At 70.9% G+C, this 23,548-nt stretch carries 23 protein-coding genes, 1 tRNA gene and 1 pseudogene; 19 read left to right on the plus strand and 6 right to left on the minus strand.

The annotated features are described in order from the left end of the window. Window positions 1–22: 22 nt before the first annotated feature. Both ABT08_RS05760 and ABT08_RS05765 read left to right on the plus strand, forming a co-directional pair. On the plus strand, window positions 23–1,276 hold the full coding sequence (locus ABT08_RS05760; protein WP_056210366.1) for a histidine--tRNA ligase: 1,254 nt from the start codon (window positions 23–25) through the stop codon (window positions 1,274–1,276). 44 nt (window positions 1,277–1,320) lie between these two features. After that, window positions 1,321–2,160, plus strand: coding sequence for an SGNH/GDSL hydrolase family protein (locus tag ABT08_RS05765; protein ID WP_056210110.1), 840 nt, complete (start codon window positions 1,321–1,323; stop codon window positions 2,158–2,160). Between the two features lie 32 nt (window positions 2,161–2,192). On the opposite strand, the gene ABT08_RS05770 is transcribed toward ABT08_RS05765, so the two are convergent. Next, a complete protein-coding gene (locus ABT08_RS05770) occupies window positions 2,193–3,449 on the minus strand; it encodes an APC family permease (protein ID WP_288114224.1) in 1,257 nt (418 codons plus the stop codon). A gap of 99 nt (window positions 3,450–3,548) precedes the next feature. Beyond that, window positions 3,549–4,019 (minus strand): DUF4442 domain-containing protein, encoded by a 471-nt coding sequence (locus tag ABT08_RS05775; protein ID WP_156454751.1) that lies wholly within the window; start codon window positions 4,017–4,019, stop codon window positions 3,549–3,551. 132 nt (window positions 4,020–4,151) lie between these two features. On the opposite strand from ABT08_RS05775, the gene ABT08_RS05780 reads away from it, so the two are divergent. From ABT08_RS05780 to ABT08_RS05820, 9 genes and pseudogenes are all read left to right on the plus strand, one after another. Next, window positions 4,152–5,174: a DUF1648 domain-containing protein gene (locus ABT08_RS05780; RefSeq protein WP_048808828.1), complete on the plus strand. Its 1,023-nt coding sequence runs from the start codon at window positions 4,152–4,154 to the stop codon at window positions 5,172–5,174. An 82-nt stretch (window positions 5,175–5,256) separates the two neighbouring features. Further along, a complete protein-coding gene (locus ABT08_RS05785) occupies window positions 5,257–5,952 on the plus strand; it encodes an O-methyltransferase (RefSeq protein WP_045248668.1) in 696 nt (231 codons plus the stop codon). A 110-nt stretch (window positions 5,953–6,062) separates the two neighbouring features. Beyond that, window positions 6,063–7,353, plus strand: a pseudogene (gene eno, locus ABT08_RS05790) (phosphopyruvate hydratase). A 29-nt stretch (window positions 7,354–7,382) separates the two neighbouring features. Beyond that, on the plus strand, window positions 7,383–7,916 hold the full coding sequence (locus ABT08_RS05795; RefSeq protein WP_235557415.1) for an FtsB family cell division protein: 534 nt from the start codon (window positions 7,383–7,385) through the stop codon (window positions 7,914–7,916). Between the two features lie 41 nt (window positions 7,917–7,957). Further along, entirely contained in the window at window positions 7,958–8,485 is a 528-nt protein-coding gene (locus ABT08_RS05800) for a DUF501 domain-containing protein (RefSeq protein WP_056210103.1), read from the plus strand. Next, window positions 8,485–9,843: a S8 family serine peptidase gene (locus tag ABT08_RS05805; protein WP_056210100.1), complete on the plus strand. Its 1,359-nt coding sequence runs from the start codon at window positions 8,485–8,487 to the stop codon at window positions 9,841–9,843. The genes ABT08_RS05800 and ABT08_RS05805 overlap by 1 nt, the downstream gene beginning before the upstream one ends. A 4-nt stretch (window positions 9,844–9,847) precedes the next feature. Next, on the plus strand, window positions 9,848–11,248 hold the full coding sequence (locus ABT08_RS05810) for an NAD(P)/FAD-dependent oxidoreductase (RefSeq protein WP_045248672.1): 1,401 nt from the start codon (window positions 9,848–9,850) through the stop codon (window positions 11,246–11,248). Window positions 11,249–11,418: 170 nt separating this feature from the next. Beyond that, window positions 11,419–12,693: an ATP-binding protein gene (locus tag ABT08_RS05815; protein ID WP_045248673.1), complete on the plus strand. Its 1,275-nt coding sequence runs from the start codon at window positions 11,419–11,421 to the stop codon at window positions 12,691–12,693. Window positions 12,694–12,725: 32 nt separating this feature from the next. Further along, a tRNA-Leu gene (locus ABT08_RS05820) sits at window positions 12,726–12,798 on the plus strand. A gap of 82 nt (window positions 12,799–12,880) precedes the next feature. Here ABT08_RS05820 and ABT08_RS05825 read toward each other — a convergent pair. Continuing rightward, entirely contained in the window at window positions 12,881–13,414 is a 534-nt protein-coding gene (locus ABT08_RS05825) for a DUF6328 family protein (RefSeq protein ID WP_235557414.1), read from the minus strand. 107 nt (window positions 13,415–13,521) lie between these two features. Between ABT08_RS05825 and ABT08_RS05830 the strand changes: the two genes are divergently transcribed. From ABT08_RS05830 to ilvA, 5 genes are all read left to right on the plus strand, one after another. Next, window positions 13,522–14,748, plus strand: coding sequence for an alanine racemase (locus ABT08_RS05830; protein WP_288114227.1), 1,227 nt, complete (start codon window positions 13,522–13,524; stop codon window positions 14,746–14,748). After that, window positions 14,745–16,058, plus strand: a complete 1,314-nt coding sequence (locus ABT08_RS05835; RefSeq protein ID WP_045248676.1) for a D-arabinono-1,4-lactone oxidase — start codon at window positions 14,745–14,747, stop codon at window positions 16,056–16,058. Before ABT08_RS05830 ends, ABT08_RS05835 begins: the two co-directional genes overlap by 4 nt. An 81-nt stretch (window positions 16,059–16,139) precedes the next feature. Next, window positions 16,140–16,706, plus strand: a complete 567-nt coding sequence (locus ABT08_RS05840; protein WP_056210096.1) for a LemA family protein — start codon at window positions 16,140–16,142, stop codon at window positions 16,704–16,706. An 18-nt stretch (window positions 16,707–16,724) separates the two neighbouring features. Further along, window positions 16,725–17,618 carry a M48 family metalloprotease gene (locus tag ABT08_RS05845; protein ID WP_056519113.1) on the plus strand — a complete coding sequence of 298 codons (894 nt, stop codon included), beginning with the start codon at window positions 16,725–16,727 and terminating at the stop codon, window positions 17,616–17,618. Between the two features lie 117 nt (window positions 17,619–17,735). Continuing rightward, a complete protein-coding gene (gene ilvA / locus ABT08_RS05850; RefSeq protein WP_045248679.1) occupies window positions 17,736–18,962 on the plus strand; it encodes a threonine ammonia-lyase in 1,227 nt (408 codons plus the stop codon). Between the two features lie 53 nt (window positions 18,963–19,015). Here ilvA and greA read toward each other — a convergent pair whose 3' ends face one another. Then, window positions 19,016–19,504, minus strand: a complete 489-nt coding sequence (gene greA / locus ABT08_RS05855; RefSeq protein WP_045248680.1) for a transcription elongation factor GreA — start codon at window positions 19,502–19,504, stop codon at window positions 19,016–19,018. A gap of 69 nt (window positions 19,505–19,573) precedes the next feature. After that, entirely contained in the window at window positions 19,574–19,969 is a 396-nt protein-coding gene (locus ABT08_RS05860) for a DUF4307 domain-containing protein (RefSeq protein ID WP_045248740.1), read from the minus strand. A 70-nt stretch (window positions 19,970–20,039) separates the two neighbouring features. Between ABT08_RS05860 and ABT08_RS05865 the strand changes: the two genes are divergently transcribed. After that, window positions 20,040–20,303, plus strand: a complete 264-nt coding sequence (locus ABT08_RS05865; RefSeq protein WP_045248681.1) for a FeoB-associated Cys-rich membrane protein — start codon at window positions 20,040–20,042, stop codon at window positions 20,301–20,303. A 14-nt stretch (window positions 20,304–20,317) separates the two neighbouring features. Here the strand turns inward: ABT08_RS05865 and trhA are convergent, their stop codons facing one another. Beyond that, entirely contained in the window at window positions 20,318–21,028 is a 711-nt protein-coding gene (gene trhA / locus ABT08_RS05870) for a PAQR family membrane homeostasis protein TrhA (protein ID WP_045248682.1), read from the minus strand. Window positions 21,029–21,108: 80 nt separating this feature from the next. On the opposite strand from trhA, the gene ABT08_RS05875 reads away from it, so the two are divergent. Together ABT08_RS05875 and phoH2 are read left to right on the plus strand one after the other, a co-directional pair. Then, window positions 21,109–21,891, plus strand: coding sequence for an isoprenyl transferase (locus tag ABT08_RS05875; protein ID WP_056210090.1), 783 nt, complete (start codon window positions 21,109–21,111; stop codon window positions 21,889–21,891). A gap of 212 nt (window positions 21,892–22,103) precedes the next feature. Beyond that, window positions 22,104–23,459: an RNA 5'-3' helicase PhoH2 gene (gene phoH2 / locus ABT08_RS05880; RefSeq protein WP_056519110.1), complete on the plus strand. Its 1,356-nt coding sequence runs from the start codon at window positions 22,104–22,106 to the stop codon at window positions 23,457–23,459. Window positions 23,460–23,548 lie beyond the last annotated feature (89 nt).

Raw genomic sequence — 23,548 nt, forward strand, 5'->3', positions numbered from 1 at the left:
ACAGGTCAACCCGCCGCGCGGCATGCGCGATTTCCTCCCTCAGGACAAGGCTCGGCGCGAGCGCGTGCTCGCCGTCATCCGCGAGCGCTACCGCGCGCACGGGTTCGACGAGATCGAGACGCCGGTGGTCGAGGACTACGACCGGCTGCACGCCGGCATCGGCGGCGACAACGAGAAGCTCGCATTCAACGTGCTCAAGCGCGGCCTCGACGCCGAGGCGATCATCGCCGCCGCCGACGACCCCGCGGCCCTCAGCGACCTCGGGCTGCGCTATGACCTGACGGTGCCGCTCGCCCGGTTCTACGCGACGCACCGCGCGGAGCTCCCGACCGTGTTCCGGTCGCTGCAGATCGCGCCGGTGTGGCGCGCCGAGCGCCCGCAGAAGGGACGCTACCGACAGTTCGTGCAGTGCGACATCGACATCATCGGCGACGGCTCGGCGCGCGCCGAGGCCGAGCTGATGGTCGCGAGCCTCGATGCGCTCGACGCGCTCGGACTCGAGGGTGGCGTCATCCGCGTGAACGACCGGCGGGCCCTCGACGGCATGCTCGACGTGTTCGGCTTCGCCGCGGAGGAGCGACCCGGCGTCCTGATCACGATCGACAAGCTCGACAAGATCGGCATCGACGGCGTCGCCGCTGAGTTGCGCGAGCGTGGAGCGACGCCCGCGGCCGCCGACGCCTTCGAGGCGTTCGGTCGTCGGCCGACGCCCGAAGCCGACCTGCCGTTCGGTGAGGCGCAGATTCGCGCGGCCCTGCCCGAGGGTATCGATGACGCGGTGGTCGCCGGACTCGTGGCGCTCGGCGATGCGGTCGCGGCCGCCCGGGGCGGCGAGGTGCCGCTCGCGTTCGACCCGTTCCTGGTGCGAGGCATGGGCTACTACACCGGCACGATCTTCGAGCTCGCCCACCCGAGCGTCGGCTACTCGCTCGGCGGCGGCGGCCGTTATGACGGCATGATCGGCAGGTTCCTCGGCCAGAGCGTGCCGGCGGTCGGCTTCTCGATCGGCTTCGAGCGCATCGTCGACCTCGTCGCCGACGGGGTGGATGCCGCATCCCGCACGCTCGTGCTGGTGCACGACGCCGACGTTCCGGTCGGCGAGCTCGTCGCCCACAAGGCCGCGCTCATCGCGACCGGCGCCCGGGTGCGCCTCGAGCGCCGCACCAAGAACCTCACCGCACTGCTCGCGCGCTCGGCGGCCGACGGCTACGGCGAGTTCACGACGGTCTCAGCGGGTGCCGACACAGCCGCACTCGAGTTCAAGCCGCTGGCCTGAGCCGCGTTCATCCCGGGTTCACCTCGGCGAGGTGCAATCGCGGCATGAGGGGTCTGCGCACCGCCGCCGTCATCGGCGCCTCGACGCTCGTCGGAGCCGCCGCGGCGGTGTTCTCGATGCGGGAGCTGCTGCGACGTCAGGCCGCCATCGCCCGGCGACGCATCGGCAAGCCGTTGGGGGAGGACGCCCTCGACGCCGACCGTGTCTGGCGGGCGAAGCTCGACGGCGACCCGGTCGAGCTGCTCGTGCTCGGCGACTCGATCGCGGCGGGGTTGGGAGTCACCAGGCGCAAGGACACCCCCGGCGCGCGAATCTCCAAGGGCATCGCCGAGACGCTCGGGCGCCCCGTGCGCCTGGTGACCGCGGCGAAGGTCGGGTCGGAGTCGTCGGCGCTTGCGGCGCAGCTCAACGCCCTCCCCGCACGCTACGCTCCGGATGTCGCGATCATCATCGTCGGCGGCAACGACGTCACTCATCGTGTCCCCGTGACCGTCGCCGCCGCCCATCTGCGCGCCGCCGTCGAGCGTCTGCGCGAGCGGGGTGTCGCCGTCGTCGTCGGGACGTGCCCCGACCTCGGCGCGCTGCGTCCGGTGCCGCAGCCGCTGCGCTCACTCGGCTCACGGCAGTCGCGCCAGCTGGCCGACGCTCAGGCCGAGGCGGCGCTCGCCGCCGGCGCGCACGTCGTGTCGCTCCGACGTGTCGTCGGGCCCTTCTTCATCTCGCAGCCCGACGAGATGTTCAGCCTCGACCGGTTCCACCCGAGCGCGCTCGGCTACCGGCGCACCGCCGACGCGCTGCTGCCGTCGGTGCTGCTCGCCCTGGGAGGCGACGGGCCCGTGCCCGACGGGCACGCGGTGCCTGCGGCATCCGCTCTCGCCCTCTGAGGGGCCGCGGCGACCCGCACGCACGCAGCGGGCTATCCCGCGCTGCGTGCCCGGTCGATGCGCAGGCGGATGCCGCGTGCCGCGAGTCCGATCGCGAGCACGACGGCGCCGGCGACGACGGAGGCCCACGGGAGGGAGGCGGCGAGCACGAGGCATCCGATCGCCCCGATGATCTGGAGTGCACGGGGGTACCGGCGGGCGTCGCCGTGCTGACGGAACGCCGCGAGGTTGGCGACGAGGTAGTACAGCAGCACGCCGAACGAGGAGAATCCGATCGCGCCGCGAAGGTCCACCAGCGCGACCGCGCCGATCACGACTACACCGACGGCGAGCTCGGCCCGGTAGGGCACACGGTGGCGCGCGCCGATCGCGGCGAGTGCGGCGGGGAGGTCCCGCTCGCGGGCCATGGCGAGCGTCGTGCGGCCGATGCCCGCGACCAGTGCGAGCAGCGCACCGAGGGACGCCGCCGCCGCCGAGACTCGCACCACCGGGTTCGCCCACGTCCATCCGGCGGCGTGCACGACGTCGGCGAGCGGCGCACTCGACGCCGCCGTCGCGGACGCTCCCAGCACCACCACGGTGAGCGTGCCGACGATCGCGTAGACGATGAGGGCCGCCGCGAAGGCGATCGTGATCGCCCGCGGGATCGTGCGGGTGGGATCCCGCACCTCCTCGCCCATTGTGGCAATGCGCGCGTACCCTGCGAAGGCGAAGAACAGCAGGCCGGCCGACTGCAGCACCCCGTAGGCGTCGACCGGGGCCGCGCTGCCGAGGCCCGCCCAGGTCGACGATGAGCTCGCGCCGGCGGCCGTGACGACGGCGAGTCCGAGGAGCGAGACGACGACGATCGCCTTGGTGAGCGCGGCGGTGCGGGTCACGCCGAGCAGGTTGACGCCGACGAGCACGGCGACAGCCACGACCGCGACCGGGCGCTCCCATCCCGCAGGCGCTGCATACGCGGCGAACGTGATGGCCATCGCGGCCGCGCTCGCGAGCTTGCCGATGACGAAGCACCACCCGGCGGCGAATCCCCACCACTCACCGAGCTCGGCGCGCCCGTAGGCGTAGGTGCCGCCCGAGGTCGGATACGTCGCCGCGAGCTGGGCGGACGAGGTGGCGTTGCCGTACGCCACGACGGCCGCGAGCGCGAGGCCGGCGAGCAGCCACGGGCCGGCGGCAGCCGCGGCCGGCGCCCAGACCGAGAACACGCCGGCTCCGATCATCGACCCGAGGCCGATCGCGACGGCATCGCCGAGGCCGAGCCGGCGGGCGAGGGAGGGCGAGGTCACGCGCGAATCGTAGTCGGCGGGCGTGAACGCTCCGGTGCCCCGACGCGCGGACGCCGCGCGACCGGTCGTCGCCCCTGGCGGCATCGGCTCGCCCGGCGGTCAGCCCACCGCGACCCGGTCGCGGCGCTTCTCGCGCACATAGACCTCGCGACGCACCCTCGCGACGATGTCGCCCGTGGCATCCGTGATCTCCGTCTCGAACCACTCGAGCACCTTCGCGCCGCCGCGGGCGCGCTCGCGCAGCTCTTCGGCCCTCTCCCGCGGCACCTCGAACCGGGCCGTGAGCACGCCGCGGCCGGGCTTGACGAACTCGATCTCGCCGCGCGTGTCCCACACGACGTAGTCGCGGCCGAGCTGATGCATGACGAGCATGAAGTAGTACGGATCGGTCATGGCCGACATGGCACCGCCGAACGCGACGCCGACGATGTTGCGGGTGAGCAGCGTCACCCGCAATTGCACGACGCAGTGCGTGAAGTCGGGGGCGATCTCGCGCACGCGGATGCCGTTGCAGAGATTCGGGATCCACAGGCTCATGCCGATCGCGAGCTGCCGGGGGGAGTAGGCCACGGATCGAGTGTGGCCTTCGCCACTCGTTCCTGACAATCCGTTATCGATGATCGACAACGAGCGGGCCGCGGGCGCCGCCGAACGCCAGAATCGAGGGAGCCGCGATCGGCGGCCGAAGGGGGGGCGGGTCACATGGCCGAGGCATCGCAGCGACGGGTGGTCAGGTCGTACGTCCTGGTGGGCGCCGTGCTGCCGGGTGTGCTGTGGCTCGCGAATGTCGTGCTGCAGCTGGTCGCGCTGCCGCACCTGCCCGCGACGGTCGCGACCCATTGGGATGCCTCGGGCGCGCCGAACGCGTACGGACCGCCGTGGGTGCTGGCTCTCGTGACCGGCCTCATCGGACTCGTCGTTCCCGGAACCCTGTTCGCCGTGTCGCTGCCCGGGCTCCTCCGCGGCCACCGGGGACTCGTTTTCCGCCTGTTGGGGGCGATCGGCCTCGGGGTCGCCGGCTTCCTGACCGCCGCGGGTATCAGCTCGACACTCGCGAACCTCCGTGCGGCCGATGGGGGCAGCGCGCACGCGGGCGGGTCGTGGTGGGTGCTGCTCGCCGGTCTCGCGCTCGGTCTGATCGGTTGGTTCGCGCAGCCGTCGCAGGGCGGGCTCCCGTTCTCCGCACCGATCGCGCCGACGTCGCCCGCCGCGCCCGTGGGTGAGACCGCCTCCGGTGCCCTCCCGCGCGCGTGGACGGCCACGACCGCGCTTCCTCGCGGAGCGGTCGTGCCGATCGTCGCGGCGCTGCTGCTGGTCGGACTCATCACCGTCGACGCGTGGTTCACCGGCGGCGGTGGCGCCGTCGCGTGGATCACGACGATCGCGTTCGTGCTCCTGCTGGTCGCCTCGGCGACGCTCGCGGCCTACCACGTGCGGGTCGACGCCGGCGGATTCATCGTGGTCTCGGCCCTCGGCCTGCCGCGCTTCCGCATCCCGCTCGACGACATCGCCCGTGTGCGCACGGTGCAGGTCGAGCCGCTGCGGGACTTCGGCGGCTGGGGGCTGCGCGGACTCCCGGGACGCCTGGGCGTCGTGCCGCGACGAGGCGACGGCATCGAGGTCACGCGCCTCGACGGCCGCCGCCTGACCGTCACCGCGCCCGACGCTTCAACCGGTGCAGCCGTGCTCACCTCGCTCGTCGCGGAGCGCCGCGCGGCGTCCTGACCCCGCCTCCCGACGTCGCCGCGATGCGGGCGACCCGCCCGCCGCCCTTGACGCTCGCCGCGCCGCCCGGGAGGCTGTCGCCATGACCGACGACGCCCTCCCGACCCCCGCGGTGTGGCGCCGGGTCGACACCTACCTCGCGGAGACCCTTGTGGGTCACGACGCCGCCCTCGAGGCGGCCGTGCACGAGCAGGATGCCGCCGGTCTCCCCGCGATCGAGGTCGCGCCGCTGAACGGCAAGCTGCTGCACCTGCTCGCGCGAGCGATCGGCGCCCGGCGGGTGCTGGAGATCGGCACGCTCGGCGGCTACTCCACGATCTGGCTGGCACGCGCGGTCGGTGATGGCGGCGAGGTGGTGACGATCGAAGCGGAGCCCGCGCACGCGGCCGTCGCCCGCGGCAACCTCGACCGTGCCGGCGTGGGGGAGCGGGTGCGCATCGAGATCGGCCGCGGGGCCGACGTGCTCCCCGGTCTCGAGCCCGGGTTCGACCTCGTCTTCATCGACGCCGACAAGCAGTCCAACGCGCTCTATCTCGACCATGCTGCGCGGCTCTCCCGCCCGGGCGCCCTCGTGATCGTCGACAACGTCGTGCGTTCCGGTCGTCTCGTCACCACCGACGAATCCGACGAGCAGGCCGAGGGGGTTCGCCGGGGGCTCGCGCTCCTCGCCGCCGACCCACGATTCGAGGCGACAGCGCTCCAGACCCTCGACGCGAAGGGATGGGACGGCATCGCCGTGGCGATCGTGACGGATGCCGCATCCCGCTCGGGTTCGTGACGCGCCGGTGGCGGCGGCATCCGTCGTCACTAGAGTGGTGGAGGACCGATGACGCTCCGCATGCACCTGTTCCCGGAATGGGAACTCTTGATTGAACCAGGGAGTCCTCAGTGGCACTGATCGAGGCTGTAGGCGCGCGCGAGATTCTTGACTCGCGCGGAAACCCGACCGTCGAAGTGGAGGTGCTCCTCGACGACGGCAGCGTCCAGCGGGCGGCCGGCCCCTCCGGTGCGTCGACCGGCGCTTTCGAGGCGTACGAGGGCGTACGAGCTGCGCGACGGAGACAAGAGCCGATACGGCGGCAAGGGCGTGCTCAAGGCCGTCGACGCCGTCATCGATGAGCTCGGCCCCGCGATCGAGGGTGTCGAGGCGAGCGAGCAGCGCCTCATCGACGAGATCCTCATCGAGACCGACGGCACCGAGAACAAGTCGCGCACCGGCGCGAACGCGATCCTGGGCATCAGCCTCGCGGTCGCGAAGGCGGCGGCCGACTCGGCCGACCTCCCGCTGTTCCGTTACCTCGGCGGCCCGAACGCCCACGTGCTTCCCGTGCCGCTGTTCAACGTCATCAACGGCGGCTCGCACGCAGACAACGGCATCGACTTCCAGGAGTACTTCCTCGCCCCGATCGGCGCGGAGACCTACGGCGAGTCGCTGCGCTGGGGCACCGAGGTCTACCACGTCCTCAAGGGCGAGCTGAAGGCCGCAGGCTTCGCGACCGGTCTCGGCGACGAGGGCGGTTTCGCCCCTGATCTCCCCAGCAACCGCGAGGGCCTGGACTTCCTGCTGAAGGCGATCGAGAAGGCCGGCTTCACCCCGGGCGCCGACATCGCCGTGGGCCTGGATGTCGCGGCGACCGAGTTCTTCGCCGACGGCGTCTACACGGTCGAGGGCAAGCCGTGGACGGCCGCGCAGCTGACCGACTACTTCGCCGACCTCGTCGCGAACTACCCGATCGTCACGATCGAGGATGCCCTCGCCGAGGACGACTGGGACGCCTGGAAGGACCTCACCGAGGCGCTGGGCTCGAAGGTGCAGCTCGTCGGCGACGACCTGTTCGTCACCAACCCGATCCGCCTGCAGAAGGGCATCGACCTGGGCGTCGCCAACGCGTTGCTCGTGAAGGTGAACCAGATCGGCACCCTGTCCGAGACGCTCGACGCGATCTCGCTCGCCACGCAGAACGGCTACCGCTCGATGCTGTCGCACCGTTCGGGTGAGACCGAGGACACCACGATCGCCGACCTCGCTGTCGCCGTCAACGCGGGTCAGATCAAGACCGGCGCGCCCGCCCGCAGCGAGCGCGTCGCGAAATACAATCAGCTTCTGCGCATCGAGGAAGAGCTCGGCGACGCGGCGGTCTTCGCCGGTCGCGGTGCCTTCCCCCGCTTCAAGGGCTGAGCGCAGCTGATCTACCGGAAGGGGGAGTCGTGGCCAAGAGACCGACTCCCCCTTCCGCATCTCCGGAGGAGACCCCGCGGGCTCGGCGACTTGCCGCACGCGATTGGCTCGGCGGCATCCGCCTGTCGGGCTTCATGGTGATCATGCTGGGCCTGGTGGTGCTGGCCGTCGGAGTTCTCGTGCCCACGGTCGGCACCTACCTCGCCCAGCAGCAGAAGCTCTCCGCCGCCCGTGCCGCGGTGCAGCTCACCCAGCAGCAGATCGATGCGCTCCAGGCCGAGAGCGACCGCCTCGGCGACCCGGCGTACATCGCCACGCAGGCGCGTGAACGGCTCTACTACGTGACACCGGGTCAGGTGCTCTATCTGGTCGACAACGATCTTCCCGCCGACCAGCAGCCGCGCGACGCGGCTCCCGTGAGCGCGCAGCTCACGCAGACCCGCAACGACTGGATGTCGGGATTCGTGCGATCGCTGGCCGCCGCCGGGGCCGCCGTGACGGCCACGGCGCCGACCGACGGATCCACGCCGAGCCCCACCTCGGACGCCACACCGAGTCCGTGACGCCCGGCGTCTACCGAGCCGCGCCCCGGTAGCCTTTCGGGGTGACGACGCCGCCCTACCCTGCCGTGACCGACGCCGAGCTGGCCGTGCTGCGCGCCCAGCTCGGACGCCCCGCGCGAGGGGTGCTCGGCATCGCGGCGCGCTGCATCTGCGGCAACCCCACGGTCGTCGCCACGGCGCCCCGGCTCGACGACGGGTCGCCCTTCCCGACGTTCTACTACCTGACCCATCCGGCCGCGACGGCGGCCATGTCGACCCTCGAGGCCGAGCACGTCATGCCCGAGCTTGCGGGGCTGCTCGACGACGCGGATGTCGCGGACGCCTACCGCGCCGCGCACACCAGCTACCTCGCCGATCGCGCCGCGTACGGCGAGGTGGACGAGATCGCCGGCATCTCCGCCGGCGGCATGCCGACCCGCGTCAAGTGTCTGCATGCACTGGCCGGCCACGCTCTCGCGGCAGGGCCCGGCGTCAATCCGATCGGCGACGCGGCGCTGGCCCGGTCGACCTGGTCGCCTTCGCGCTGCGTCTGCGCCGATCCCGGGGCCGCCCGGGGCGAGGCGGCCTGATGCGTGCTCGCCGGGTCGTCGTGGCCGCCGTGCTCATCGCCGGTGGGTTCGTCGTCGCCCCGGCGGCCGCCGGCATCCCCGCCGTCGCGGCCTCGGGCGCGCAGCCGGCGTCGACCGGCATGGCGAACGCAGCGACCGAGGACGCGGCCCGGGCGGCGGAGTACTGGCTCACCGACTACGGAATCGAGCAGGCCTGGCAGACGACACAGGGCGCGGGCGTGAAGATCGCGATCATCGACACCGGTATCGGTGCCGCGCCGCAGCTCAACGCCGCGGTCGTCGGCGGCGCCGATTTCTCGGGCGAGGGCTCGGCGAGCGGCCGCACGCCGGTCGGCTCGAGCGACACCGGTCACGGCAGCTGGGTGGCCTCCCTCGCAGCGGCCCGCCCGCTGTCGGACGGCACCGGCATGATCGGCGTCGCTCCGCAGGCACAGCTGCTGTCGGCATCCATCTCGTTCGGCAGCGAGGTGAAGGTGCCGTTCGTGACCCAGGTGGCCTCGGCCATGAAGTGGGCCGTCGACAACGGCGCGAAGGTGATCAACCTGTCGTTCACGACCAACACGCTCGACTGGGATCCGTCGTGGGACACGGCCTTCCAGTACGCGTTCTCGCACGACGTCGTCGTCGTGGTCGCCGCCGGCAACCGGGGAAGCGGGACGACCCGCGTCGGCGCGCCGGCGACGATACCCGGTGTCTTGACGGTCGCCGGGGTCACTCCGTCGGGCCAGGCGAGCCAGGAGGCCTCCACCCAGGGGATCACCATCGGCGTCGCCGCGCCCAGTGAACAGCTTCTCGGGGTCTCGCCCGGCGGGTCGCTGGTGCGGTGGAACGGCACGAGCGGCGCCGCCCCGATCGTCGCGGGCATCGTCGCGCTCGTGCGCGCCGCGCACCCCGACCTCGACGCGGCGAACGTCATCAACCGCATCATCGCCACCGCGACCGCCCCGCCCGGCGTTTCGCTCGGCACGGTGCCCAACGCGCTCTACGGGTACGGGCTCGTCAACGCCGCCGCGGCCGTGTCCGCCGACGTGCCCACGGTGACCGCGAACCCGATGGGATCGCTCTCCGACTGGATCACGCTGCACCGTCGCGCGAACGCGTCGCCGGCGCCGGAGGACTCCGCCACACCGGTCGCGCTGCCGGCGCTCCCACCGGCCGACGCCGCCACCCCGCGCGGGTCCCTGCTGCTGCCCTCGCGGGACACGCTGCTGTACGGCTCGCTGCCGCTTCTGGGGGTGACCGTCGCGACTATACTGGTGGCGCTCGGCGTCACCGCTGCTGTCCGACGCATCCGATCGGCGCGTGACTCCCGCACGCCGAGCATCAATTCGCCAAGGAGTTCCGTTCACCGTGACTAACACCGTGCCCAGGATCTTGATCGTCGGAGGCGGCTACGCCGGCTTCTACACCGCGTGGAAGCTCGAGAAGCACCTCCGCAAGGGTGAGGCTCAGGTCACCGTCGTCGACCCGCTTCCCTACATGACCTACCTGCCGTTCCTCCCCGAGGTCGCGGCCGGGTCGATCGAGGCGCGTCACGCGGTGGTCGCCCTGCGTCGCCACCTGGCGTCGACCGAGGTCGTCACCGCCCGAGTGACGAAGATCGATCACGCCCACAAGGTCGCCACCATCACCCCGTCCGAGGGCGAGGCGTGGGAGCTCGAGTACGACCAGATCGTCGTCACCGCGGGCTCGGTCTCGCGCACCTTCCCGATCCCGGGCATCGCCGACAACGCGATCGGCATGAAGGCGATCGAGGAGGCCGTCTGGGTTCGTGACAAGCTCCTCTCGAACTTCGACAAGGCCGCAGCGCTGCCGCCCGGACCCGAGCGGGAGCGTCTGCTCACCGTCGTCGTGGTCGGTGGCGGATTCGCCGGCATCGAGACCTTCGCCGAGCTGCGCAACTTCGCGTCGTCGCTGCTGAAGAAGTACCCGCAGCTGACGTTCGACGAGACGCACTTCCACCTCATCGAGGCGATGGGCCGCATCATGCCCGAGGTGTCGCTGAAGACGAGCGAGTGGGTTCTGAAGGACCTCGCGAAGCGCGGTGCGTACGTGCACCTCGACACCCAGGTCACCGGGGCCGTCGACGGCAACGTCGAGCTCTCGACCGGCGAGGTCATCTCGACCGACATCATCGTCTGGACCGCGGGCGTCATGGCCAACCCGCAGGTCGTCAAGGGCAGCGACCTGCCCAGCGAGCAGCGCGGACGCATCACGACGCAGGGCGACCTGCGCGTGATCGACGCCGACGGCAACGTCGTCGAGGGCGCCTGGGCGGCGGGCGACGTCGCGGCGGTGCCCGATCTCACCGGTGGCGGTGTCGGCGGCTTCTGCGTGCCGAACGCCCAGCACGCGGTGCGTCAGGCCAAGCAGCTCGCGAAGAACCTCACCGCGGTGCTGCGCGGCGAGCTGCCGAAGGACTACATCCACAAGAACCTGGGCGCCGTGGCCGGTCTCGGCCTCTACAACGGTGTCTTCCAGTCGGGCAACATCGCCCTCAAGGGCTTCCTCGCCTGGGGTGCGCACCGCGGCTACCACGGTCTCGCGATGCCGTCGTGGGAGCGCAAGTGGCGCGTGCTGTGGGGCTGGTGGAACAACTTCTGGCTCGGTCGCGACGTGGTGAACCTCGAGGCCGTGCAGACGCCGCGCCGCTTCTTCGACGAGTTCGCGTCGCGCCCGCGTCCGCCGCAGCCGGCTGAGGCGCCCGCGAAGCCGGCCGCCGAGAAGGCGCCGGTCGCCGAGAAGGCCGCCGCCGCGAAGTAGGCGCACGTCTCACGGAACGCCGCGACATCTTCGGATGCCGCGGCGTTCCGCATTCTTCGGATACTCCCGGCCGCACCGCTGGCGGGGTGCGCGTGCCGTATGCCACACTGGGCTTCCCGCCGCGGGGCACAGGTGCCTCGGGTCCGGCGGCTGCGCCCGAGGAGGCCCGAGTGACCAAGGTGCACATCCGCGACTTCCACGGCGACGATCTCGACCAGCTCGTGCGGTTGTGGGGCCACGTGACGGGCGAAGGTGCAACGCCGATCTACTCGCTGGCCGAGGTCGTGGCCTCCTGCCAGGCCGACCACGCGGTGGTCGCGGTGCGCGGTGACGACATCGTCGGGGCCGCTGTCGGCCGTGCCGCCCACGCGCAGGGATGGGTGGTGTTCTTCGGAGTGCGCGAGACGGATGCCGCGGGCGAGATCAGCGGCGCCCTGCTCGATGCGCTCGAGCGCCGGATGGCGCCGCTCGGGCTCGGCACACTGTCGGTGCTGGTGCCGGAGGGGCAGCGGGTCGAGCCGTTCACGCAGAACTCCTTCGTCGTGCATCGAGCGGTGCGCTACCTGGAGCGTCAGCTCCCCGTGCAGCGCCGCGAGCTCGACGTGCTGAAGGAGCTGGGTGGTCGCATTCTGCCGCGCCACCTCTGGAACGCGGTCGCGGGCATGACGACGGAGAAGACGATCCTCGAGGAGCGACTCGTGACGCCGCTCGCGCAGCCGGAGCTCGCCGAGCGCTTCGGGGTGGTGCCGCCGCGGGCGGTGATGCTGTTCGGGCCGCCCGGCACCGGCAAGACGACCTTCGCGCGGGCCGTGGCATCCCGTCTCGACTGGCCGTTCGTCGAAGTCTTCCCCTCGCGGCTCGGCGACAGCGCGCGGGGGATGGCCGGCGCCCTGCGTGCCACGTTCGAGGCGATCGACCAGCTCGAGCACGCGGTCGTCTTCATCGATGAGGTCGAGGAGATCGCGGCTCATCGGGGCGGCACGCCGCCCTCGCCCACGCAGGGGGTCACGAACGAGCTGCTGAAGCTCGTCGCGGAGTTCCGTGAGCGGGACGGCCGGCTGCTCATCTGTGCGACGAACTTCATCCGCGCACTCGACGCCGCGTTCCTGCGGCACGGACGCTTCGACTACGTGCTGCCGATCGGCCTGCCCGACGCGGAGGCGCGCCGCGCGATCTGGGGTCGGTACATCCCTGTCGACGTCGCGGGCGACGTGGATGTCTCGGCTCTCGTCGACGCCAGCGACGGACTCACCCCCGCCGACATCGAGTACGCCGCGCGGCGCGCATCGCAGGAGGCTCTTGCGCGCGCCCTCGCCTCCGGCGACACGGGCGACGCGGTCGGCACGGACGACTACCTGCGGGCGCTCGGCGGCACCCGCGCCACGGTCTCGCGCGAGGTGACGACCGAGTTCGAGGAGGACATCGTCGCGCTCGCCCGCCTCTGACGGCGCGTGTCGCTGTCCTAGGGTGGGGGCGGGCCCCCGTAGCCCAATGGCAGAGGCAGGCGACTTAAAATCGCTTCAGTCTGGGTTCGAGTCCCAGCGGGGGCACACCCCACCGTGCTCCGGCTTCGGGGGCGCCGGGTCGTCGCTGACTGCCGATCGGCAGTCGACGGATGCCGCGCCCCGCCGCTCAGCTCGGGGTGCGCCCGAGTCGCGGCACGGCGAACCAGATGACGGCCACCGCCACGAGGGTCACCCCGAGGGCGACGGCGCCGGCGGGCAGCCCCGCCGTCACGCCGAACAGGAACGCGGCGACCCCCGCGACGAGCAGCGAGACGACCGCGAGGGTGGCGAGCAGGAAGACGTTGCCGATCACGACGAGCCGCGCCTTCTCGTGATGGCGGAAGAGGCGGCGGTGCATGATGATCGGCGTGAGACCCAGCAGCGTGGCGACGCCCGCGAGGGTCACCAGGCACAGGTAGAACGTGCGGGCGAACGCGTCGAGCGTCTGGAACATCGGCTGGAACGCGACCGCGAGCAGGAAGCCGGTGAGGATCTGCGTGCCGGTCTGCGTGGCGCGCAGCTCCTGCAGGATGTCGGTCCAGTTGCGATCGGACTTCTCGGTGGCCGTCTCGAACCGGCCGTCGCCCGGAACGGCGTCGTCGGCGTCGCTCACTCCGTGCCGGCTCTCGATGCGCTGCGGCGCGCCCTCATCAGTGCTCACGTGCACAGCGTAGGCACGACGCACCCGCACAGCACGCACGTCACGGTGCGGGTCGCCGCGGCCTAGGCTGAGCGCATGCGGCCACCGGCGACGAGGAGCACGGCACGATGACGATCGATCTGCTCGCGGCGCCCGCCGGGGAGCCGTGGCGTGAGCCCGCGGCCTATTGGCCCTCGCTCACCGCCGCCACCGCCGACCGCTCCGCCCCCGTCGCCGTGCTCGGTCTCGAAGCGCTGCGCTACAACGCGCTCGACATGATCGCGCGCGCCGGCGGTATGCCGATCCGCGTCGCCAGCAAGTCCCTGCGTGTGCGCGAGGCGCTCGATGCGCTCCTCGCCCTACCGGGCTATCGCGGCATCCTCGCGTTCACTCTCGCCGAGGCGCTGTGGCTCGCCGACACCCACGACGACGTCGTCGTCGGATACCCGACCGCCGATCGGGCGGCGCTCGCCGCGCTCGTCGCCTCGGAGGCGGCATCCGCGCGCGTGACGCTCATGGTCGACGGCCCGGCCCAGCTCGACCTGGTCGACGCGGTCGCATCTCCCGCGACGCGACCCGAGGTGCGGGTGGCGATCGACGCGGATGCCTCGTGGCGCAGCCGCGCACTCGGGCACATCGGGGTGCGGCGCTCGCCGCTGCACGACGCCGACGACGTCGCCCGGTTCGCCCGGCACATCGCGGCGCGACCCGGCTTCCGCCTGACCGGACTCATGATGTACGAGGCGCAGATCGCCGGCCAGCCCGACGCCGAGGGCCCGTCGGACCCCGTGATCCGCTGGATGCAGCGCTCCTCGGGAGACGAGCTGCGCGAACGGCGGCAGGCCATCGTGGCGGCGGTCACGCGCATCGCGCCGCTCGAGTTCGTCAACGGCGGCGGCACCGGGTCGCTGGAGTACACGTCATCGGATGCCGCGGTCACCGAGCTCACCGCCGGCAGCGGCCTGTTCGCGGGGCATCTGTTCTCGCGCTACCGCGCGTTCGACCCGGCGCCGGCGGCATCCTTCGCCCTCGACGTGGTCCGTCGGCCGACCGACGACATCGCGACGCTGCTCGGCGGCGGCTGGGTCGCCTCGGGCCCGCCGGTCGCGTCGCGGCAGCCCGCGCCGGTGTGGCCGGAAGGACTGCGCACCCTCGGTCGCGAGGGCACCGGCGAGGTGCAGACCCCGGTGCAGGGGCCGGCGGCGCGCACGCTGCGGGTGGGCGACCGGGTGTGGTTCCGGCACGCGAAGAGCGGTGAGCTGTCGGAGCGCGTCGAACGATTCGCGATCGTGGCGGCGGGAGCCGTCGTGGGGGAGGCCGCGACCTACCGCGGTGAGGGAAAGGCGTTCCTGTGACACGACCCGGCGGCACCTGGACGAACTGGGGGCGCACCGAGAGCGTGCGCCCGGCGCGGGTCGAGTACCCCGCGACGCCCGACGCCGTACGCCGCTCGGTGCTCGCCGCCCGCACACGCGGCCTGCCGGTGAAGGCCGTCGGTGCCGGGCACAGCTTCAGCGGCATCGCCGTCGCGCCCGGCGTGCTGCTCGACCTCAGCGACCTCACCGGGCTCGTGCGGGTCGACCGCGAGCGGCGGCTCGCGACCTTCCGCGCCGGCACCCGCCTGCACCGCATCCCGAAGCTGCTCGCGCCCTACGGCCTCGCCATGGCGAACCTCGGCGACATCGACCGGCAGTCGATCTCCGGGGCGATCTCCACCGGCACCCACGGCACCGGCGCCGCGTTCGGCGGCATCGCGACCCAGGTCGCGGGGGTCACGCTGGTCACCGGCGAGGGTGAGTTCCTCACCGTCGACGACACCGAGAACGCCGATCTGCTTCCGGCGGTCGCACTCGGACTCGGCGCGCTCGGCATCCTCGTCGAGGTCACCCTGCGACTCGTGCCCGCGTTCGTGCTGCACGCCGTCGAGCACCCCGAGCCGATCGACGACGTCGTGGCGACGTTCGCCGACCGGGCCGCGGCATCCGATCATGTCGAGTTCTACTGGTTCCCGCACACCGACGTGGGACTCCTGAAGACCAACACCCGCCTGCCGGAGAGCGCCGTGCGCCATCCGCTGCCCCGCGTCGCGAAGTTCCTCGACGAGGAGCTGCTCTCCAACGGCGTCTTCACCGCCGTGTGCGCTCTCGGCCGCGCCGTGCCGGCGATCACCCCGCCGCTGTCGCGCCTCGCAGCGAAGGTCACGGGGCGACGCGAGTACACGGATGCCTCCACCGCCGTGTTCACGCAGCACCGGGGCGTGCGGTTCCGCGAGATGGAGTACGCCGTGCCCGCCGAGCGCCTTGCCGAGGCATTCGACGCCGTGCGCGCGCTCATCGACGAGCGCCGGTACCGGGTGTCGTTCCCGATCGAGGTGCGGATCGCGGCATCCGACGACCTATGGCTCTCGACGGCTTCGGGCCGCGCCACCGGCTACATCGCCGTGCACCGCTACTGGCGGGAGAACCCGGCCACCTACTTCGAACCGATCGAGGAGCTGCTGCGCACCTTCGACGGGCGTCCCCACTGGGGCAAGATGCATACGCGCACCGCCGATGACCTGCGCCCCGCCTACCCTCGGTTCGACGACTTCACGGCCCTGCGCGACCGGCTCGATCCCGATCGGGTCTTCCGCAACCGCTACCTCCGACGCGTCCTCGGGGAGTAGACCCAGAGTCTGCCGCGAGCGCATCATCACGCCCGAGGGCGCCACTAGTATGAGGGCACTACGCGAACGGAGTCGATCGAGATGGAATGGCTCATCCCGGTTCTGATCATCGTCGCCCTGCTGGTGATCGTGGGGATCTACCTGTGGGCGACCTACAACGGGCTGGTGCAGCTCGGAGTGCGCGTCGATGAGGCGTGGAGCGACATCACGGTGCAGCTGAAGAGACGCGCCGACCTGCTCCCGAACCTGATCGAGACCGTCAAGGGCTATGCGGCCCATGAGAAGGCGGTGTTCGAGAACGTCACGCAGGCGCGGGCCGAGACGATCAGCGCCTCCTCGCCCAGTGAGGCCGGCGTGGCCGAGGGGCACATGCAGCAGGCGCTGAAGTCGATCTTCGCGGTCGCCGAGGCCTACCCGCAGCTGCAGGCGAGCCAGAACTTCCTGCAGCTTCAGCAGCAGCTCGTCGACACCGAGGACAAGATCCAGGCGTCCCGCCGGTTCTACAACGGCGGCGTGCGAGAACTGAACACCAAAATCAAGGTGTTCCCGAACAACCTGTTCGCCCGCAACCTCGGCTTCACGCCGCGCGAGTTCTTCGAGGTGGTCGACGGCGCGTCGATCGCCGAGCCGCCCCGCATCCAGTTCTGATCCCGGCGCGAGGCACGCGTGTATTCGGCGATCGCCGCGAACAAGCGCAACACCTGGTTCATCCTCGTGGGCTTCGTCGTCTTCATCGGGCTGATCGGTCTGGTCGCCGGCTGGCTGATGTCGGGCAACTGGTGGGTGACGGCCTTCCTGCTCGTCTTCGCGGCCGGGTACGCCGGCATCCAGTACTTCGCCGCCAGCCGTGAGGCACTCGCGCTCTCGGGTGCGTTCGAGGTCACGCGCGAGCAGGCGCCGCGGTACTACCGGCTCGTCGAGAACCTGTGCATCACGACAGGCACGCCGATGCCGACGCTCTACGTCGTCGACGACCCGGCGCCGAACGCCTTCGCCACGGGCCGCTCGCCCGACAAGGCCGCGATCACCGTGACCACCGGGCTCTTCGAGCTGATGACCGACCGTGAGCTCGAAGGCGTGCTCGCGCACGAGCTCGGCCACATCCGCAACTACGACATCCGGGTGTCGCTGCTCGTCTTCGGTCTCGTCGTCGCCGTCGGCCTCATCGCCGACATGCTCATGCGCATGGCGTTCTTCGGAAGCATGCGCCGCAACAACAGCAACAACGCGCAGGCCCAGGCGCTGTTCCTCGTGTTCGGGCTCGTCGCCGCGATCGTCGCGCCGCTGCTCGCGGCGGGCGTGCAGGCCGCGATCTCCCGTCAGCGCGAATACCTCGCCGACGCGACCAGCGCCCTCACGACCCGTGACCCCGAGGGTCTCGCATCGGCGCTTGAGAAGCTCGAGGGCGCGAGCACCGTGCTGCAGAAGCCGAACACCTCCATGGCGCATCTGTGGATCGCGAATCCGCTGCGCGGCGGAGGGATGTCGCGCCTGTTCGCGACGCATCCGCCCATCCCCGATCGGGTCGAGCGCCTGCACGAGATGGGCGGAAAGTTCTGACTAGGACGGCGCCCCGACGCACGCCCGAAGCGGAATGCACCCGACCCTAGACTGAGTCGATGGGCGCTCGCAGCCGCGGCGTCAGGTCGACGGGCCGTGCCCGAGGAGGACTCCCGCGTGAGCGAGCCGACACTTGCCGAGTTCGAGGATGCCGCAGCCACCCTGGCTCCGCTGATCGCCACCACCCCCGTGGACAGCTCGCACTTCCTCTCCGAGGTGCTCGGCGCCCCGGTGCACCTGAAGCTGGAGAACCTGCAGCGCACCGGCTCGTTCAAGATCCGCGGCGCCGCCTACCGGCTCTCCCGGTTGAGCGAGGAGGAGCGGGCCCGCGGCGTCGTCGCTGCATCGGCCGGAAACCACGCGCAGGGCGTGGCGCTCGCCGCCCAGCGCCTCGGCATCCCGGCGACGATCTTCATGCCTCTGGGCGTCCCCGTGCCCAAGCTCCTCGCCACCCGCGGCTACGGCGCCGACGTCGTGCTCGACGGGCCGACCGTCGAGACGCCGCTGCGCCTCGCCGCCGAGTTCGCCGAGCGCACCGGGGCCGTGTTCATCCACCCCTTCGACCACCTCGATGTGATCCTCGGGCAGGGCACACTCGGCCTCGAAGTATTCGACGCGGTGCCCGACGTCCGGACGGTCGTGCTCGGCATCGGCGGGGGAGGCCTCATCTCGGGTGTCGCCGCCGCCATCAAGCTGCGTGCGGCCGCCGAAGGTCGCGAGGTGCGGATCATCGGCGTGCAGGCCGAGAACTCGGCCGCCTACCCCTCGTCGATCGCGGCGGGCGAACCGCTCGAGGTCGACACGACGCCGACGATCGCCGATGGCATCGCGGTCAAGCGCCCCGGTGACATCCCCTTCGCGCTCGTGCAGCGCTACGTCGACGAGGTCGTCACCGTCAGCGACGACGACATCGCCCGGGCCATCCTCGTGCTCCTCGAGCGCGCGAAGCAGGTCGTCGAGCCCGCCGGCGCGGTCGGCGTCGCCGCCATCCTCACCGGAAAGGTGCCCGCAGACGGACCGACCGTCGCCATCCTCTCGGGCGGCAACATCGACCCGCTGCTGCTGCAGCGCGTCGTCGCGCATGGGCTCGCGGCATCCAATCGCTACACGAGCCTGCGCATCCCGCTGCCCGATCGTCCCGGCCAGCTCGCCCGCGTCTCCGAACTGCTCGCCCTCGCGGGCGCCAACGTCATCGAGGTGCTCCACACCCGCCACGGGCAGGGGCTGCTCATCAGCGAGGTCGTGCTGCAGCTCAGCGTCGAGACGCGCGGTGACGAGCACCGTGCGCTCGTGCTGCGCACGCTCGAAGAGGCCGGCTTCCAGCCCACGATCGTCGCCGACTGAGACGACGACTGGCCGGCCCCCGAGGGGGACCGGCCAGTCTCACGTCGGTGCGTTCAGCCCGTGAACGTGTCGACCTTGATGATCTCGACGGCGATCTCGCGGCCGTTCGGCGCGGTGTAGGAGGTCTTCTCGCCCTCCTTGAGGCCGAGGATCGACGAACCCAGCGGGGAGACCTCGCTGTAGACGTCGAGGTCGGTGCCTCCGGCGATCTCCCGGTTGCCGAGGAGGAAGACCTCTTCGCCGCCCGCGACCAGCGCGGTGATGACCGTGCCGGGCTCCACGACGCCGTGGCTCTCGGGCGCGTCGCCCACCTTCGCGCTCTTCAACAGCGCCTGCAGCGTGCGGATGCGCGCCTCCTGCTTGCCCTGCTCGTCCTTGGCGGCGTGGTAGCCGCCGTTCTCCTTCAGGTCGCCCTCTTCGCGGGCGGCCTCGATGCGCTTGGCGATCTCCTCGCGGCCCGTCGTGGACAGGTGCTCGAGTTCGGCGACGAGGCGGTCGTACGCCTCCTGGGTCAGGAAGGTCACCTGGTTTTCCGTGGACACGGTGTCTCCTTCGTCATACGGCACGACGCCCCGGCTCCCGCCAGGGCGTCGTCATTCGATCCCGACAGGCTACGGCACCCAGCAGGTGTTGACAAAACCCGTGGTCGCGATGCCCGTCACGGGGATCTGCTCGGTGAACGCCTGCGCGTGGGTGCCCGAGGCGGGGTACTGCACGACCTTCCAGCCGACCACGCCGTGGTCGGCGTCATCGGCCTCGAGCACGCAGGCGATCGCCTTGTCGGCGGGACCGGTGATCTGGAAGGTCACGGTCACCGTGTGGTCGTCGACCAGGTGGAATGCGGTCGTCGTCGTGTCCACGGCGTCGGCCGCGGAGGCGAACGCGTACCACGCGATCACTCCCACACCCGCAGCGATCGCCGCTCCCGCGCCGAGCGTCCACCAGCGCCGCGAACGGCGCGAGCGAGTGCGCCCGTAGCGCTCATCGAGCAGCTCCTGCGTCGTCATGAGGGTCACGGCTTTCGTTGATTAGGCTGGTGCTTCAAGGCTATGCGCTCGCGCGCGGAACTGAGGACAGATGCACCCGGTGATCTGGTGGCTGGCGGCGACCGATACCCCCACCCCGACCCCCTCGCCGAGCGACGTCGACCCGATCCTCGTCACACCGGGACCGGCCGGATTCATCGTCGGCGGCGTTCTCGCCGTCGCCGTCTTCTTCCTCGTATGGGACATGCTGCGCCGCATCCGCCGCGGAAACTACCGCGCGCAGATCAACGAAGAACTCGACGCCGCAGAGGATGCCGCGGCATCCGGCGACGACGACGGGTCGCCCCGCGCCTGACGACGGCCGCCCGCTCAGGCGTTGAAGGCCGGACGGAGGCAGATGAGCAGGCTCGCCGTCCAGTGGCACAGGAACGCGAGCACGGTGCACACGTGGAAGATCTCGTGGAAGCCGAACGCCCCGGGCCACGGGTTCGGCCGCTTCAGCGCGTAGACGACGGCGCCGGCCGTATAGAGCAGCCCGCCGACGACGACCAGCACCATCATCGCGACGTTCGCCGCGACCAGATCGCCGATGTACATGACCGCCGCCCAGCCGAGCACTATGTAGAGCGCGACGTAGAGCCAGCGCGGCGCGTTGATCCAGAGCACGCGGAAGAGGATGCCGAGGAGCGCCCCACCCCACACCAGGGACAGCAGGAGCGTCGACTTCTGGGGAGGGAGGGCGAGGAGACCGAGCGGCGTGTACGTGCCCGCGATCAGCAGCAGGATGTTCGCGTGGTCGATGCGCTTGAGCGTCGCCTTGACGCGCGGTCCCCAGTTGAAGCGGTGGTACACGGCGGAGTTGCCGAACAGCAGCAGCGAAGTGGTCATGAAGATCGCCGCCGCCCACTTCGCGACGGTGCCGTCTGCGAGGCAGATGAGCACGATGCCGGCGGCGAGGGCCACGGGGAACGTGCCGGCGTGGATCCAGCCGCGCCAGGTGGGCTTGAGATCCGTGTGCGCGGCAACCGCTCCTGCCTCGAGGAGCGGGAGCTGAGGGACGTCTCGCGAAGAACGGCTCATCGGAACGAGACTACGGGCGTGCCCATGCCAGCCGTCGTACATGGGGTGAATACGCAGCAGAGCGATAGCGTAGGACGGTGATGTCGAGCCGAACGCAGGAGGGCCGCGGTCCGCTGTACCGCCTCTACATCAACAGTCTGCTGCGTCAGATCCCGCCTGCCCAGGTGCCGCGTCACGTCGCGATGATGATCGACGGCAACCGGCGGTGGGCGAGACAGCTCGGTTACGACTCGGCCGCACACGGGCATCGTGCCGGCGCGGCCAAGATGCGCGAGTTCCTGCGCTGGTGCGACGACGTGGGCGTCTCGGTGGCCTCGCTCTACCTGCTCTCTGTCGACAACCTCCGTAAACGGGACAGCGGAGAGCTCACCGACCTCATCGAGATCATCGGCCAGCTCGCCGACGATCTGTCCCATGAACGGGACTGGCGCGTGCAGCCCGTCGGTCGACTCGACCTCCTTCCCGACGAGCTGCAGCGCGTGCTGAGAGATGTCGCCTACCGCACCGCCGCGCACACGGGCATGCACGTCAACCTCGCGATCGGGTACGGCGGACGCGGCGAGATCGTCGACGCGGTGCGCAGCATCATCACCCAGCACGACGAGCGTGGCGGAACCCTCGAGGAGCTCGCCGCGAGCCTCACGCCCGAGCAGATCGCCGAGCATCTCTACACCGGAGGGCAGCCCGATCCCGACCTGGTCATCCGTACCTCGGGGGAGCAGCGCCTCAGCGACTTCCTGCTCTGGCAGAGCGCCCACAGCGAGTTCTACTTCGTGGAGGCGCTCGGCCCCGACCTGCGCGAGGTCGACTTCCTGCGCGCCATCCGCGACTTCGCCTCACGTGATCGCCGTTTCGGCGGCTGATCAGGTACTTCTCGCGCGTATCACGACGGACGCGGGCTGTTCACGAAGCGGTAACGCGAGACACGCCGCGTCGAATGCGGGTGATGCAGCCGTTGGTCGTAGGTTGTGCTCATCGGGCAAGGCGCCCGGTCGAGTCGGCCACCTGGATCGCGACTCGTGGCCCAACGGTCGACTCGCGAGTCACCGGGACACGTCCCGGGTCGGGAGCGGTTGTGACCACACGAGCACCACGCCAGCAGCAGCGAGTCACCGAGCACCAGAGCGCAGATCAGTTCACTGACCTGCGCTCTTATGTTTTGGACACCTCCGTCCTGCTGAGCGATCCACGCGCGTTCTTCCGGTTCGCGGAGCACTCCGTCGTGATCCCCGTCGTGGTGATCACCGAACTCGAAGGGAAGCGGCACGATCCCGAACTCGGCTACTTCGCCCGGCAGGCTCTTCGCCACCTCGACGAGTTGCGCGTCGAGCACGGCAGACTCGACTTCCCGGTCCCGGTCGGCGAGGGCGGAACGCTCCGCGTGGAGCTGAACAACACTGATCCGACGGTGCTCCCCTCGGGCCTGCGCCTGGGAGACAACGATTCGCGCATCCTCGCTGTCGCGCTGAACCTCATGTCCGAGGGTCACGACGTGACCGTGGTCTCCAAAGACCTCCCGATGCGCGTGAAGGCGTCCTCCCTCGGCATCATCGCCGAGGAGTACCTGGCCGAGCAGGCCGTGGACTCGGGCTGGACGGGGATCGCCTCGGTGAATCTCACGGGCGATGAGATGAGCGACCTCTACGAGACGGAGATCGCGGTGAGCGAGGATGCCGCAGGCCTCCCCGTCAACACCGGTCTCATCATCCACTCCGAGCGGGGCTCGGCACTCGGCCGGGTTTCGGGTGACGGCTCGTTCCGCCTCGTGCGTGGCGATCGCGATGTCTTCGGCCTCCACGGTCGCTCCGCCGAGCAGCGCATCGCGATCGACCTGCTCACCGACCCCGGCGTCGGCATCGTGTCCCTCGGTGGGCGCGCCGGCACCGGCAAGTCGGCGCTCGCCCTCTGCGCGGGTCTCGAGGCAGTGCTCGAACGGCAGCAGCAGCGCAAGATCATCGTGTTCCGGCCGCTGTTCGCGGTCGGTGGCCAGGAGCTCGGCTACCTTCCCGGTGACCAGGCCGAGAAGATGAACCCCTGGAGTCAGGCGGTGTTCGACACGCTGGGCTCGGTGGTCTCTTCCAACGTGCTCGAGGAGGTCACCGAGCGCGGCATCCTCGAGGTCCTCCCGCTCACCCACATCCGCGGTCGCTCGCTGCACGACGCGTTCGTGATCGTCGACGAGGCGCAGTCGCTCGAGCGCAACGTGCTTCTGACCGTGCTCAGCCGCATGGGGCAGAACTCCCGCGTCGTGCTCACCCACGACGTCGCCCAGCGTGACAATCTGCGCGTCGGACGGCACGACGGCGTGGCCTCGGTGATCGAGACGCTCAAGGGGCACGAGCTGTTCGGTCACGTCACGCTCCAGCGCAGCGAGCGGTCGGCGATCGCGGCCCTCGTGACCGATCTGCTCGAGGCCGGCGAACTGTCCTGAGGCATCTCGAGCGCCCCCCTGAAAGATGAGAACACTCTCATCTGGAAAGGGGGGCGTTCGGCGCCTGGACGCGTCAGGATGGATGCAGC

This window comes from Microbacterium sp. SCN 71-21 (assembly GCF_001725695.1).
Classification (GTDB): domain Bacteria; phylum Actinomycetota; class Actinomycetes; order Actinomycetales; family Microbacteriaceae; genus Microbacterium; species Microbacterium ginsengisoli.